This window comes from Oceaniradius stylonematis (assembly GCF_003149475.2).
In the GTDB taxonomy this organism is placed as follows: Bacteria; Pseudomonadota; Alphaproteobacteria; order Rhizobiales; family Rhizobiaceae; genus Roseitalea; species Roseitalea stylonematis.
The window spans coordinates 528,610-542,438 of record NZ_QFWV02000004.1 but is presented as its reverse complement, the minus strand read 5'-3'; the positions used below and the strand labels follow the sequence as shown (position 1 = coordinate 542,438).

The following is a 13,829-nucleotide window of genomic DNA, read 5'->3' as shown; positions in this document are numbered from 1 at the left end:
GCATCACTCCCCGATGACCGAAAGCGGAATGTTGAGGCCCTCGATGAAGACCACATAGCCGAAGGCGCAAAGGCCAACCGTCAAAGCAAGCGTCGACCGCCATGTGCTGGCGCGTTCGGCCAGGGCACAGCACGCAACGAGGACGATCGTCGCCGGCAGAAAGCCGATGACATCGACCGTCAATGCCCAAAACAGGATGCCGCCCAGGACAAACGCCATCGGCCGGACATGAAGCCCGAACGGACGATGCTCCGCGCCGCGGGCCTGCAGGACAAGGACGCCGCACAGCGCGATCAGGATGACGCTCAACGCGACCGGGAAGACGCCGGCGCCAATCCGCACACTGTTGCCCATCGCATAGCCTTGGCCGATGACCAGCCAGAGGATGCCGAACGCCATCATCGACAGCGCGGCGATCACTTCGTTGCGATCAAAGCGTTTCATGATCCGCCCCCCTTTGTGGCGTCGCCGTCGATGGCGGCGCCAATGACAGGCCGCCGCACTGCACCAATGTCTGCCCGGTGATGGCGCCCGCCGCATCCGACAGCAGAAACAGAACCGTCGCAGCGATTTCCTGGGGCACAATCAAGCGGCCCATCGGCGGCAATGCAACCGCCGCGTCGGCGCGGTTGGGATCGGTCGTCTGCGCCGTTCTGACCGGACCGGGAGCGATCGCGTTCACCGTGATCCCACGCGCCATCACCGTCAGCGCCATCGAGCGGACGAGCGCCTCGCTGCCGCCCTTCGATGCTGCGTAAAGAGCCCGCCCGGCCCGCCCGGCGGACGCGCGGCTCGACAGAACGACAACGCGCCCGACCCGGTCGGGCATGGTTGGCAAGAGCAGTTCGCAAAGCCGTTGCGGCGCAACAACGTGGAGCGCCCACAATGCTTCGCCCATCGATTGCGCAATGTCGGCATTGGCATCGGTCCTCATGATGCCGGCGCAATGGACAAGGGCATCGCAACGCCTGCCGCGAAGTTCCGCCATGACGGCGGCGATGCCGTCAAAGGTCGAAAGATCGCCGCGAATGTGCTCGTAGCCGCTGGTCAGGTCGGGTGAACCGGCAATGTCGATGCCGACGACCCCGGCTTCCGCCTCAAGGAGCGATGCCGTCACCGCCAGTCCGATCCCCGACGCGGAGCCGGTGACCACGACCTTTCGCGGCAAAGTGGTGGCAGAAGGGAGCTGCATGAGTGTCCAATCGCGCGCCGGGTTGTCGACCAATCCCGCATTTGTTTCGCATCATTTTCCAAACTGTCAACACTTTTGGAGTGCTGACAAGCTCCGATTCGGAACGAGTTCCGTGTTGGAGAATCGATTTATTCATTTAAAACATAGATATACGAGGATCGATGTTTGTGCGACGGTTTTTCGATCACGGCCAGGCGATGGGGGCTCGTTTCGAGAAATCCGCAATAACTGTTGACAGAGCGCCCTCGAAGGGACCTATAGTGTCAACACTTCGCGGATCGCCGTCCGTCCAGTCCAGGCGGGATCCGGCAACACTGACAGGCAGGTGCTGGTGATCGTGGGTGTTTTCGAACATGTCTGATGGACACTCCGCTTCGGTCGATGTGCTGGTGATCGGCGCGGGCGGCTGCGGCCTGACCGCAGCGCTGGCCGCCCAAGAAGCAGGTGTCGATGTCGCGATCCTCGAAAAAGCCGGTTCGTTGGGCGGCAACACCGCACTGTCGAGCGGCTCCATCCCGGCGGCGCCGACGCGGTTTCAGGCGTGTGCCGGTGTCGAGGACAGTGTCGCCCTGTTCGCCGGCGATCTGCGCGCGGCTGCCGGATCGCATGATGCGGACCCACTGGTCGACATCCTTGCCGAGACCTCCGGCGCGCTGATCGATTTTCTCGTCGATTGCGGCGTCACGCTCGACCTGATCACAACCTACAAGCATGTCGGACACACAACCTGCCGCCTTCACGCCCCGCCATCGCGAAAAGGCGTCGACCTGCTGGATGACCTCGCCGCCGCGGTCCGCGAACGCGACATCCCGCTGGCGCTCGGTCACCCCGCGACCGGATTGATCGAGGTCCAGGGCCGGATCGCCGGTGCTCTGGCGGGTGACGACCGGATCGAAGCCGGTGCGGTGATCCTGGCGTGCAACGGCTTCGGCGCTGCCTCCGGGCTTCTGGCCGATTACTGCCCTTCCGTCGCCGAAGCGACTTATGCCGGATCGCCCGACAGCACGGGAGACGCCATCGCTTGGGGCCGCGACATCGGCGCCGCGACAGGAAACATGGCCGCATACCAGGGTCATGCCGCGCTGAGCGTGAAGAACGGCGCGCTGATGACGTGGACGCTGATCGAACGCGGCGGTTTTGTCGTCGACCGCCACGGGCGGCGGTTCGGCGACGAGACGCTCGGCTATTCCGGCTTTGCGGACCTCGAGCTTGCTGCCGCTGGGCCCTTTCACATCATCTACGACGCACCGATCCGCGACGATGTCGCGGCCGGACAGCCGCAATTTGCCGAAGCCTGTGCATTTGGCGCCGCCGAAACGGCATCCGACATCCGTCAATTGGCCGCCCGGCTCGACCTGCCGGAAGACGCCTTGGCAGCGACAGTTGACGATTCCAGACGGGCCGCGCGAGGCAATCGATGCGACCGGTTCGGGCGTACGGACTGGGGGCATGGCCCGCTTGGGGACCCGCTTTGCGCGACGCAGATCGAACCGGCGCTGTTTCACACCCAGGGCGGCTTGAAGATCGACACGAGCGCCCGCGTCCTCGACACGGACGACCGCCCAATTCCGGGACTTTACGCCGGCGGCGGCGCTGCGATGGGCATCAGCGGCCGCTCCGGCGGCAGCGGCTACATGTCGGGCAACGGGCTTCTGTCGGCGCTGGGTCTGGGCTTGATCGCCGGCCGTGCCGCCGCCCGGGAGCGATACCATTGAGGCCGTTCGGACCGAACGGCGCTCAAGACGAACCACGCAATCCAAAACGGAGGAAACCATGAGATTTCGCATTCCCTCACTTCTGGCCGGTCTGGCGCTGGGCCTCAGCGCCACGCTGGCAAGCGCCGAAGGCTTTCCCGAACGCACCGTGACGATCATAGTGCCCTATTCGCCCGGCTCGACCGACACGATGGCGCGCACCCTTGCCGAGGACATGTCCGAGGCTCTCGGCCAGCCTGTGGTCGTCGAGACCAAGCCGGGCGCCGGCGGCACGGTTGGTGCGACCGAGGTCGTCAACGCCGACGCCGACGGTTACACGATCCTGATGGCCGTCAGCTCCGTGCAGACGGTCGCCCCGCACCAGCGCGAGTTGAACTACGGTTTTGCTGACCTCACCCCGATCGCGCGCGTGGCCGTCGGTCCGAATGTGATCGCCGCACGGAACGGTGCACCGTTTTCCACGATCGAGGAGATGCTGGCCTATGCCAGGGAAAACCCCGGCGAGGTCAGCTATGGCAGCGCCGGAACCGGCGGCGCCACGCACATCGCCGCCGAGGCCATCGCCAAGGCCGCCGGCATCGAGATGTTTCATATCCCGTTCGGCGGCGTGACCCCGGCCATCACCGCCACCGTCGCGGGCGAGGTCGATGTGGTGCTCGGATTTGCATCGGCGATCATTCCGCGCGGAGAGGCGGGACAGCTCGTTCCCCTGGCCCAGCTCTCCGAAGAACGCACCAGCCTTGCGCCCGACCTGCCGACGCTGCGCGATGCCGGGATCGATCTCGCCCTGCCGCCGAACATCGGCCTCTGGGCGCCGGCTGGAACGCCCGATGACGTGCTCGCCACACTGGCATCGGCCATTGAGGCATCGGCGACCGGAAGCACCTTCACGGAGTTTGCGGCCAATGCGCTGGTCGAGGTCGATTTCGCGGGTCCCGAGGAATTCCTGGGCGTGCTGGAAGCCGAAGACGCGTTCTTTGCTGCGCTGCTGCCGACGATCGACTTCTCCGAATAGGCCGCCGGCACAAACCGAACGCCATGAAAGGGCGGCCCTGCGAGGGGCCGCCCTTTTGCGATGGCAAGACCGGGTGGCGCGTCGGGCAGAATTCGCACGAGATCGGGGGCCGGTCAGATCGTCGCGCGATAGAGCGCGTGCGTGTTGTCCGCCGTCATCGGGACAGGGTTTCCCCCGGCGCTGGGGTCCTCGAGCGCCATCGCCACCAGTTCGTCGATCCGGTCGGTCCCGACACCCATCACGCCCAGCCTGTCGGGCACGCCCAGGCTCTCGCGCATCGCCATGACGTGATCAAAGAAACCGTCAAAGCCGCCATCGATGCCCAGATAGGCGGCCGCACGGGCGATCCGCCCTTCGATCGCCGGACGGTTGAGCCTGAGAACGGCGGGCATGACGACGGCGTTGGTCGTGCCGTGATGGGTGTTGTAGATCGCGCCGACCGGATGGCTGAGCGCGTGCATGGCGCCGAGGCCCTTCTGAAAGGCGACCGCGCCCAAGGCGGCCGCGCTCATCATGTGTGCCCGCGCTTCGAGATCGCCGCCGTCGGCATAGGCGCGCGGCAGGTAGTCGTTCGCAAGCCGCATGCCTTCCAGCGCAATGCCCTGGCTCATCGGGTGATAATGCGGCGAGCAATAGGCTTCCAGACAATGGATGAAAGCATCCATGCCCGTGCCCGCCGTGATCGCCGGCGGCATGCCGACGGTCAGTTCGGGATCGCAGATCACCACCGACGGCAGCACCTTGGGATGGAAGATGATCTTTTTGACATGGGTCTGCGAGTTGGTGATGACGCTGGCCCGGCCGACCTCCGAGCCGGTGCCGGCCGTGGTCGGCACCGCGACGATGGGCGCGATGGCGTCGGCGTCGGCCCGTGTCCACCAATCGCCGATGTCCTCGAAGTCCCAGACGGGCCGGCTCTGACCGGCCATGAAGGCGATCATCTTGCCCAGATCGAGCCCGGAACCGCCGCCGAAAGCGATCACGCCGTCATGGCCGCCCGCCTTGTAGGCCGCGATGCCGGCATCCATGTTGATCTCGGTCGGATTGGGATCGACTTCGGCGAAGACCGCCCGGCCCAGGCCGGCCGATTCCATCATATCAAGCGTGTTCGCCGTGACCGGCAGGGCGGCGAGCCCACGATCGGTGACCAAAAGCGGCTTTGCGATGCCCGCCTGGGCGCAGGCCTCACCGATCTCGGCAATGCGCCCGGCTCCGAACCGGATCGCGGTCGGATAGGACCAGTTGGCGACGGGTGTCTGCGTCATCGCTTCACGCCTTCTTCAGATGGTAGGACTTGGGCCGTGTGACCGCGTGATAGCCGAGCGCGGAAAGGCCGGCGCCGCGGCCAGTATCCTTGCATCCGGTCCAGCACAGCGCCGGATCGAGATAGTCGCAGCGGTTCATGAACACCGTGCCCGTATGGATGCGTGCGCCGATCGCCTCGGCGGCATCGGCGTCGGCCGTCCACAGCGAGGCGGTCAGGCCGTAATGGCTGTCATTCATCAGCGCGATCGCTTCCTCATCGTCGCGGACCGGCATGATGCCGACGACAGGCCCGAAGCTCTCCTCGCGCATCACCGCCATCTGATGGTTCACGCCGGTCAGCACCTGCGGCGTCAGATAGGCGCCGCCATCGTCTTCGGACGCCGTCTCGATATGGGCGGTCGCGCCGGCCTTGATCGCCGCGTCAATCTGCGTACGCACCGCGTCGGCGAAGCGAATGTGCGCCATCGGCCCGATCGTCGTTTCGGGGTCCAGCGGGTTGCCCAGCCTGTAGCCCCGGACAAGCTCGACCGCCTTTTCGACGAAGGCGTCGTAGATGCTTTCGTGCACATAGATGCGTTCGATGCCGCAGCAGCACTGGCCCGAGTTGAACATGGCCCCGTCGATCAGGCCTGCGACCGCCGCATCGATGTCGGCGTCGGCTCGCACATAGCCGGGATCCTTGCCGCCCAACTCCGTGTTGACGGCGGTGAACGTGCCCGCCGCGGCGCGCTCCATGGCCCTGCCGCCGCCGACCGAGCCGGTGAAGTTGACCAGATCGAAGGCGCGATCGGCGATCAATACCGATGTCGTTTCATGGTCGAGAAAGACGTTCTGGAACACGTCTTCGGGAACGCCGGCCGCATGGAAAGCCTCGGCCAGATGCTCGCCGACCAGAAGCGTCTGGGTGGCATGTTTGAGCACAACCGTGTTGCCGGCGATCAGCGCCGGCGCGATCGTGTTGATCGCCGTCATGTAGGGATAGTTCCATGGCGCAACGACCAGCACGACCCCGACAGGTTCGCGCTTGATGGTGCGGACGAACGCGGCGCTGTCCTCGACGACCAGCGGCGCCAGTGCTTCGGCCGCTATGTCGGCCATGTAACGGGCGCGCTCGGAAAAGCCGCCATACTCGCCGCCATAGCGGACGGGGCGGCCCATCTGGTGCGCCAGTTCGGTGGTCATGCGGTCGGTCTGCTCGCCGATGAGCGCCACGGCCTTGCGCACCAATGCGATGCGCGCGTCGAGCGGCACGGCAGCCCAGGCCGGTTGCGCGCTCCGCGCGCGGGCGCACGCATGGCCGGCTTGCTCCTGCGTCAGGGCCGGGCGGGCCGCATAGACCGATCCGTCGATCGGCGAGATGCATTCGAGCATGTGGGACATTGTCAGGCCCTTTCAAAACCGCGCGCCACTTCCCAATCGGTGACGGCCCGTTCGAACTCCTCCAGCTCCCATTGGGCGCAGCGCACATAGTGGTCGACGACATCGTCACCCATCGCGTTCCGGAGCATGGCCGAGCCGCGCAGCGCCTCGGCTGCGGCTAGAAGGGTCCGCGGTATGTCCGGGGCACTGTCGTCGCCGTACAGATCGCCGGCCGCCGGGGCTTGCAGTGTCAACCCCTCATCTATGCCGGCCATGCCAGCCGCCATCATCGCCGCCTGGGCGAGATAGGGGTTGAGGTCGGAGCCGCCGATCCGGCATTCGATCCGCACCGCCTTGGTGCCTTCTCCGCAGAGCCGGAAACCGGCTGTGCGGTTGTCAACCGACCAGGCGATCTTGGTCGGCGCGAAGGTGCCCTTGGCAAAGCGCTTGTAGCTGTTGACATAAGGCGCCAGGAAGAAGGTGTAGTCGGGCGCATACCGGATCAGCCCGGCCACGTAACTGCGCATCACGTCGGACATGCCCAGATCGGCGGCCGGATCGCGAAATGCCGGCTCGCCGTCCTTCCACAGCGACTGGTGGATATGGGCCGCGCTGCCGACCCGGCGATGGTCCCATTTGGGCATGAAGGTCGCCGCAACCCCGTTCTGCCAGGCAATCTCCTTGACCGCATGCTTGGCGATGGTGTGATAGTCGGCGCACAGCATGGCCGTCGAATAGCGGATGTTGAGTTCTTCCTGCCCGGCTTCGGCTTCGCCCTTGGTATTCTCGACCGGAATGCCTGCCGCATAAAGATGATTGCGCACCGGCCGCAGGATCGCCTCTTCCTTGGTGGTCTGGAAGATGTGGTAGTCTTCATTGTAGCCGGAGATCGGCACCAGCGGCCGGTAACCGGCATGGCGCAGTTCCTCATAGCTGTTTTCGAACAGAAAGAATTCGAGTTCGGTCGCTGCCATGGCCTCGTAGCCGAGGGCCTCGAGCCGATCGATCTGGCGCTTGAGCACGGCACGCGGGTCATGCGGCACCGGCGCATGGTTGTGATGGTCGAGCACGTCGCACAGCACCATCGCCGTACCTTCCAGCCAGGGCACCAGCCGCAGCGTCGAAAGGTCGGGCTTCATCGTGTAGTCGCCGTACCCCTTCTCCCAACTTGTCGCCGCATAGCCGTCGGGCGTTGCCATTTCGAGATCGGTCGCCAGCAGGTAGTCGCAGCAGTGGGTTTCCTCGTGGGCCGTGTCGACGAAGTGCCGGGCATGAAACCGCTTGCCCATCAGGCGGCCCTGCATGTCGACAAGACAGACCAGAACCGTGTCGATCTCGCCGGCGTCGGTCATGGCGGTGAGCGCCTCGAAACTCAGCGCGCGTTTGCTTTGCGACGTCATGGGCGCCCCCTTTGTTCTGTGTCGGACTGGAGTTGGCTCATCGCAATAACTGCCAGCGCGTGGATCTGGTCCGCGATCCGCCGCTGTGCGGAGCCGTCGGCGATCAGGTCATTGCGGATTTCGAGCATGACATTGGGCCAGCGGCGCGGCAGCGCGTGCCGGACCAGCGTGTGGGTGACGCCGTCTTCGGGACCGTATGGCACATTGCGGCCCGTGCGCAGGGAAATGGTGTCCGCAGAGGCGAGCATGGCATCGGCCAGACGAGAATCTGCATCGTGCAGAATGCCCAGTTCGACCTCGCGGCTGACGCCGTTGAAGACCGGCGTGAAACTGTGCACCGTGACCAGAAACCCGTCTGGGCGCGCATCGAGAAGCCTGTCCAGCGTCCGTTCGAACGGCCGGTAGACGGCCTCGACGCGCGCCGCTCTTTCGCTTTCGGACAAGCCTTGATTGCCGGCGATGACAAACCGCTCGGATCGCTCGGGCATGGCGGAAGGCGCCTCCGGCGGACGGTTGCAGTCATAGATCAGGCGCGAAACCGTTCCGGCGACCAGCGGTGCGTCAAAAAGCGCACTCAGATGTTTGGCGACCGGAAACGCGCCGGGGTCGTAGGCCGCATGGCTCATAGCCGTCGCGGCATCGATGCCAAGTCCGTCGTAAATCGGGGGGATGTGATTTGACGCGTGTTCGCAAACCAGCACGATGGGCGATGCGCCGTCTTCATTGTGAACGCGGACTGGCGAGTCCACGGGCTCATCGTCATGTACGTCGGGCTGGCTGACCGTCACGGAATATCCCCTCATTCGGCCCGCTTATCGCAGGCAATCGGGTTTGCCAATCGCGTCATGACGATCCGCTCACTGTCATGACGCGGCGGTTTGCGCGGTCAGGGCTGCGCCGAACGTCTGCACCGCCTGCCGTGCCGATGCAAAACCCTCACGGAGCATCGCCGACTGCGGAGCAGGGGTGAGCGTTCTGCCTTGCGGTGGTCGATCGATTGCGGTCCCCGCCGCTTCGGCGGCCTGCATCGCCACACCCAGCGCGGACAGTTCCGGCTCGTCCGACACCCGCACTCCTCTTGCCAGCGTGTCCGTCAGGAACTGGGCGAAATGGGCGTTGGCGCTCATGCCGCCATCGATGGTGATGGGCGCCGAGATCGGCTGGAGCGCGTTCATCGCATCGATCACTTCGGCCATGCGAAAAGCGATGCCTTCGAGCACGGCCCGCACCATGTCCTGCCGCGTCGTGTCGAGCGACAGGCCCAGCCAGCTTCCGCGCGCATCGCGATCCCAATGCGGGCAGGCGAGACCGGCCAATGCTGGAACGAAGTACAGTCCCCGTTCGGCGGCGGTCGGACCGGAGAAGGCGGCTATCTCGTCGAAATCCTCGAACAGACCGACCGAGCGCGCCCAGTTGATCGCCGCGGACACGGTGTAGACGCCGCCATCCAATGCGTAAACGGGCGGGGCGCCGGCCTTCTGCCATGCGATGGTCGGCAGGAGACCGCCCTGTGACGGCGGCCGCTCGGCGGACGCGACCGTCAGCGCGAAGGCGCCGGTGCCGAACGTGATCTTGACGTCGCCGGGCTGCCGGCACCGATGGCCGTAGAGCGCGGCCTGTTGGTCGACGATGCTGGCGGTCAGCGACGTGCCGACGCTCCCCGAAACGACGGTTCCCAGAGCCCCCGATGTCGGAGTGATCTTTGGCAGCAGATCGATCGGCACGCCAAACAGCGCGCACAGTTCGTCATCCCATTGGCACGTGTCGAGATTGAGCAGCGATGTGCGCGATGCGGTTGCGACATCGGTCTCGAAGCGGCCGGTCAGCCGGTCGCGGAAAAACGCATCGGTCGTTCCGAGGCGCAGCCGGCCTGACGCGGCCAATTCCTGGGCATGCGCGTTGTTGCGCACGATCCAGCCAAGCTTGGAGGCCGAGAAGTACGGATCGAGCGGCAGGCCGGCGCGCGCAAGCGTCATCGCTTCGGCGCCATCGGCCTTCAGCCGTGCGATGTCGCCGGCGGTGCGGCTGTCCTGCCATACGATGACCGGACCGACCGGAGTGCCATCGTCGGCATCCCAGGCAAGACAGCTCTCGCCCTGATTGGCGATGCCGGCCGCGGTGACGCCGCCGGCAGCCGCGGCGGCCTCAAAACAGGCCCGCACATTGTCCAGCAGTTCGCCGGGGTCATGTTCGACCCAGCCGGGCTGCGGATAGGACTGGCGGTGCTCACGGCTGAAGACGGTTTGAGACCGGCCATCCTGGTCGAAGAGGATGCCGCGGGTGCTCGTGGTGCCCTGATCAACAGCCAATATCCGCATCAGCCGTCTTCCTCGATTACGATCCGTGCGTCGCCTGGCCCGACTTCCGCCAGCTTTCCGAGCGGCACGGTAATCCGGCGCTCGGGGCGACTGTCGACACGCGCAAGCACCGTCGTCTTCCCGTCTGCCGCCTTCAACACCAGCCGTCCGCGCGCCGGCCTGGCAAGCCGGACCTGCAGCCGGTCAAGCGGTGCGGTTTTCGTACCCGGCACGATCCGTTGCGGGACAACATATTTCAGCGGCCCGGCCGCATCGGCAAGGCGCAAGGCGGACGCGGGCATGAGGATGTTGCCTTGCAGGCTGTCGGCGATCGCATCGGCGACGGCTCGGCCCTCGCGCCAGCACCAGCCGGCCGTCTCGACCGGATGCAGCATGTTGCCCGCCGCGAAATAGTCCGGATCGGAACATCGCCCGTACTGGTCGACCTCAGGGCCACCGGTCCGCCGGTCGATGCGGAGATGGCTGCCCCTCAACAAGGCCGATTCGGGCCGGAACTGGCCTGAGACTATGACGCCATCGGTTTCGATGGTCCGCATCTCTCCATCCGGTCGGCGTACGACAACCGCTTCGACCCGGTCGCGTCCGCAAATCTGTTCTATCCGCGTTCCCAGCATCAGGGGAATGCGAAGAAGACGCGGGAAGAACGCCGCCGGCGCACGGGCGGTGATCGTCGCGTTCGGCTCGATCATGGCAACGGGTCGAATGCCCAGGTGCCGGCATGTCATCAATGCGGAAAACGACACGAGCTCGGTTCCCAGAACCACCGGTTGCCGAAACGGTTTCAGAGACTGCAGATAGACCAATCCCTGCAATGCGCCGGTGGAGATGACCCCTGCCGGCTTGCTGCCGCCTATCAGGCGCTGCGCCCGCGACGTTTCCCGGACACCGGTGCAGAGCAGCACGCGGGCGGGTCTGATGGAAAAAACGCCGTCGGCCGTCGATATCGCCAGTTCCGGGCCCTCGCCCAGGACGGTAACGGTCGCGCCAGTTATGATCTCGACACCGGCCGACCGTGCTGCGGCAACATTGCGCGCTGCGTAGGCGGGGCCCTTCATCAGCCGGCCGAACTCGCGAACGCCATACGGGTAGTGTCCGCAATGACGCGGGATGCCACCGGCCTGCGGCTCTCGGTCGAGCACCACAACACGATCGACGCCCCTTTGGCGCAAGCGCACGGCGGCTGAGAGCCCAGCAGGCCCTGCGCCGACAATCACGACATCGGCCTCGTCGAAACGCTCACGTGACATCGGCCGCTTCCGCTGGCTCAAGCGTATTGGACGATGAAGCGATGGGAAGGTCGTCGTCGCCGGCCATCGGCTGCGTGAACCGCCCGGCGGTGATCGCCGCCAATTGCGCCATGCAATAAAAGCCCTGGCAACGCCCCATCGTCACGCGCGTCCGGCGCTTCAGTCCAGCGAGGCTGCACGCGCCCAGCGGGCCATCCAGCGCCTCTTCAATTTCGCGTCGCGTGACCAGTTCGCAATGGCAGACAACGCCGCCATTGCGCGGCGATTGCCAGCCGCGCGGCGCGCCTTCGGAAATGTTGCCGACCCTTGGCCAGACCGGGTCGGCGAGCGGCTCGGCTTTGCCGCCGAACGCCTCNGATGTAGTTTCGCGCCCGGTCGGCCCGGATCTGATAGTCCTTTTCGTCGGTGGCCGGCCTCAGCCCCGCATAGAAGGCCGTCGCGTCTTCACCGGCGAGTGCCGGCAGGATGCGTTCACCCGCTCGGCGCAGGCCCTGCAAGGTTTCGGTATCGACGGCAGCCGTTGACCGGTCCTCCTGCTCCTCCGCCGTCGGGCCGACCAGCAGGTTTCCGAATGCCGTCCGGCAGACGACGATCCCCTTGGTGGTTTCGGTCGGAACGGGAAGCAGGATGTGTTTGACAAGACGCGCCGCCGGTTTGTCGAAGACGACGAATTGTCCCTTGCGCGGGCGGATCGTGAAATCGCTGGAGCCGGTCAGCGCCTTGTCGACCCGGTCGCCATAGAGCCCGGCGGCATTGATGACGAAACGCGCCCGCAAAGGACCCCGGCTGGTTTCGAGACGCCATTGCGTGCCGTCGAACTCGCCGTCCCGGACCATGCAACGGCGCAGGACGACCGCACCGTTCTCCACCGCGTGGAGCAGATAGGCATAAGGTGTGGACCAGGGATCGAGAAGGTGCTCGCCCGGAACGCGAAATCCGGCCACCACATCGTTCGCCAATTCCGGTTCCAGTTGCCGGATTTGGCCCACGTCGAGGCGCGCGACATCGTCGACACCGTTGGCGTGCGCCCTGTCGATCAGCGCATCCAGCCGCGCTTCCTCCTGCTCGGTCCAGGCGAGAACGAGCGCGCCCGCCTCGATCAGCGGCAGGCCAAGCCTTTGATGGATGGAGCGGTACTCCGCATATCCGTCGGCAACGCACCTGGCTTCGAGCGAGCCTGTCGGCGCGTCAAAGCCCGTATGCAGAATGGCGCTGTTGCCTTTGGAAGCGCCATCGAGAATGTCGTGCGCCTTTTCAACGAGCACGACGCGCCAGCCTTCGAGCGTCAACCGGCGGGCTATGGCGCATCCAACGACACCACCGCCGATGATGGCGGCATCGAACACTTCTGAAAGAGCGCTTTCCTGCACCCGCATCCGGCCTTCGCGCTATGCAATTGAAACGAACGGTTCGCTCAAGTGGTGACATCAAATGCCCGCTCGGTCAATCTTTTGAGGGTTTTTGCCCGAACAAAGGATAAATCGTCACCAATTTTGTTGACACGGGCATGCCTGCTTCGCTTAACTTGATGCGAGGGAGTCTGCGGTGAAGCTCAAGAAACGCCATGGAGACATAGTCGATGCCGTCAACCGCCATGGCCGCGTGGGCGTTGAGCAGCTCGCCACGCGGTTCGGCGTATCGGCCGAGACGATACGGCGCGATCTCACCGTCCTGAACGATGCCGGGCGGCTTCAGAAGGTGCATGGCGGCGCCAAGCGGGCGCGTCTTTTCACCGAGGCATCCTTCGAGGACCGGATGGGCGAGGATGCGGGCGCCAAGCTGCTGATCGCCCGCAAGGTCACCGACATTATCGGACCCGGCGACACGATCTTCATCGACACCGGCTCGACGACGCTCGCTTGCGCGGCGGCCCTGGCCGAAACAGCGCCGCTCACCGTGATCACCAATTCGGTCCATATCGCGCAGACGTTCGACAAGGCGCGCAACGGTTCGTCGGTCTTTCTCGTCGGCGGCGAATTCGGCAGCGGCAACGACCAGACGCTCGGAACCATGGCCGTCGAGCAGATCGGCGGCTTCCAGGCCGACTATGCGATCCTGACCGTTGCGGCGATCAACGCCGAGACGGGCGCGATGGACGCCAGCTTCCACGAGGCACAGATCGCGCGTGCCATGCGGCGCAATGCGCGCGACACCATCATCGTGGCGACGGCGGCCAAGGCCGGGCGGTCGGCCGCCTATCGCCTCTGCCGGCTCGACGAGATCGACATGCTGGTTACCGATCGCGCACCAGATGGTGCCTTTGCGAAAGCCCTTGCAACCGCGCGCGTCGAGGTGAGATGATCGCCTTTTCCGACCT

Annotated in this window: 13 protein-coding genes; 3 read left to right on the top strand and 10 right to left on the bottom strand. The window is 65.3% G+C overall.

Annotation, left to right across the window (positions count from 1 at the left end):
* Positions 1–3 precede the first annotated feature (3 nt).
* On the bottom strand, positions 4–444 hold the full coding sequence (locus tag DEM25_RS06300) for a tripartite tricarboxylate transporter TctB family protein (RefSeq protein WP_158585182.1): 441 nt from the start codon (positions 442–444) through the stop codon (positions 4–6).
* Entirely contained in the window at positions 431–1,153 is a 723-nt protein-coding gene (locus tag DEM25_RS06295) for an SDR family NAD(P)-dependent oxidoreductase (RefSeq protein ID WP_158585181.1), read from the bottom strand. The genes DEM25_RS06300 and DEM25_RS06295 overlap by 14 nt, the downstream gene beginning before the upstream one ends.
* Positions 1,154–1,545: 392 nt before the next feature.
* Between DEM25_RS06295 and DEM25_RS06290 the strand changes: the two genes are divergently transcribed.
* A complete protein-coding gene (locus DEM25_RS06290) occupies positions 1,546–2,907 on the top strand; it encodes an FAD-dependent oxidoreductase (RefSeq protein ID WP_109768878.1) in 1,362 nt (453 codons plus the stop codon).
* A gap of 58 nt (positions 2,908–2,965) precedes the next feature.
* On the top strand, positions 2,966–3,922 hold the full coding sequence (locus DEM25_RS06285) for a tripartite tricarboxylate transporter substrate binding protein (RefSeq protein WP_109768879.1): 957 nt from the start codon (positions 2,966–2,968) through the stop codon (positions 3,920–3,922).
* Between the two features lie 113 nt (positions 3,923–4,035).
* Here DEM25_RS06285 and DEM25_RS06280 read toward each other — a convergent pair whose 3' ends face one another.
* From DEM25_RS06280 to DEM25_RS06250, 8 genes are all read right to left on the bottom strand, one after another.
* Positions 4,036–5,187, bottom strand: a complete 1,152-nt coding sequence (locus DEM25_RS06280) for an iron-containing alcohol dehydrogenase (protein ID WP_109768880.1) — start codon at positions 5,185–5,187, stop codon at positions 4,036–4,038.
* Between the two features lie 4 nt (positions 5,188–5,191).
* Positions 5,192–6,568, bottom strand: a complete 1,377-nt coding sequence (locus DEM25_RS06275; protein ID WP_109768881.1) for an aldehyde dehydrogenase family protein — start codon at positions 6,566–6,568, stop codon at positions 5,192–5,194.
* Positions 6,569–6,570: 2 nt separating this feature from the next.
* Positions 6,571–7,947 (bottom strand): glutamine synthetase family protein, encoded by a 1,377-nt coding sequence (locus tag DEM25_RS06270; protein WP_109768882.1) that lies wholly within the window; start codon positions 7,945–7,947, stop codon positions 6,571–6,573.
* Positions 7,944–8,696, bottom strand: coding sequence for an N-formylglutamate amidohydrolase (locus DEM25_RS06265; RefSeq protein WP_245412776.1), 753 nt, complete (start codon positions 8,694–8,696; stop codon positions 7,944–7,946). Before DEM25_RS06265 ends, DEM25_RS06270 begins: the two co-directional genes overlap by 4 nt.
* Before the next feature lie 114 nt (positions 8,697–8,810).
* Positions 8,811–10,265, bottom strand: a complete 1,455-nt coding sequence (locus DEM25_RS06260; protein WP_109768884.1) for an FGGY family carbohydrate kinase — start codon at positions 10,263–10,265, stop codon at positions 8,811–8,813.
* Complete coding sequence (locus DEM25_RS06255) at positions 10,265–11,512, bottom strand: NAD(P)/FAD-dependent oxidoreductase (protein ID WP_109768885.1); 1,248 nt, start codon at positions 11,510–11,512, stop codon at positions 10,265–10,267. The genes DEM25_RS06260 and DEM25_RS06255 overlap by 1 nt, the downstream gene beginning before the upstream one ends.
* Positions 11,502–11,624 (bottom strand): hypothetical protein, encoded by a 123-nt coding sequence (locus DEM25_RS18285; RefSeq protein ID WP_281004526.1) that lies wholly within the window; start codon positions 11,622–11,624, stop codon positions 11,502–11,504. The genes DEM25_RS06255 and DEM25_RS18285 overlap by 11 nt, the downstream gene beginning before the upstream one ends.
* 94 nt (positions 11,625–11,718) lie before the next feature.
* Complete coding sequence (locus DEM25_RS06250) at positions 11,719–12,888, bottom strand: NAD(P)/FAD-dependent oxidoreductase (RefSeq protein WP_245412775.1); 1,170 nt, start codon at positions 12,886–12,888, stop codon at positions 11,719–11,721.
* A 169-nt stretch (positions 12,889–13,057) separates the two neighbouring features.
* On the opposite strand from DEM25_RS06250, the gene DEM25_RS06245 reads away from it, so the two are divergent.
* Positions 13,058–13,813: a DeoR/GlpR family DNA-binding transcription regulator gene (locus DEM25_RS06245; RefSeq protein WP_109768887.1), complete on the top strand. Its 756-nt coding sequence runs from the start codon at positions 13,058–13,060 to the stop codon at positions 13,811–13,813.
* The last annotated feature ends 16 nt before the right edge of the window (positions 13,814–13,829 follow it).

Bases quoted from the DNA above. Each gene is read 5' to 3' on its own strand.
- DEM25_RS06275 (WP_109768881.1), bottom strand. From the start codon at position 6,568: ATGTCCCACATGCTCGAATGCATCTCGCCGATCGACGGATCGGTCTAT.
- DEM25_RS06260 (WP_109768884.1), bottom strand. From the start codon at position 10,265: ATGCGGATATTGGCTGTTGATCAGGGCACCACGAGCACCCGCGGCATC.
- DEM25_RS06300 (WP_158585182.1), bottom strand. From the start codon at position 444: ATGAAACGCTTTGATCGCAACGAAGTGATCGCCGCGCTGTCGATGATG.
- DEM25_RS18285 (WP_281004526.1), bottom strand. From the start codon at position 11,624: ATGGCGCAATTGGCGGCGATCACCGCCGGGCGGTTCACGCAGCCGATG.
- DEM25_RS06280 (WP_109768880.1), bottom strand. From the start codon at position 5,187: ATGACGCAGACACCCGTCGCCAACTGGTCCTATCCGACCGCGATCCGG.
- DEM25_RS06255 (WP_109768885.1), bottom strand. From the start codon at position 11,512: ATGTCACGTGAGCGTTTCGACGAGGCCGATGTCGTGATTGTCGGCGCA.
- DEM25_RS06270 (WP_109768882.1), bottom strand. From the start codon at position 7,947: ATGACGTCGCAAAGCAAACGCGCGCTGAGTTTCGAGGCGCTCACCGCC.
- DEM25_RS06290 (WP_109768878.1), top strand. From the start codon at position 1,546: ATGTCTGATGGACACTCCGCTTCGGTCGATGTGCTGGTGATCGGCGCG.
- DEM25_RS06285 (WP_109768879.1), top strand. From the start codon at position 2,966: ATGAGATTTCGCATTCCCTCACTTCTGGCCGGTCTGGCGCTGGGCCTC.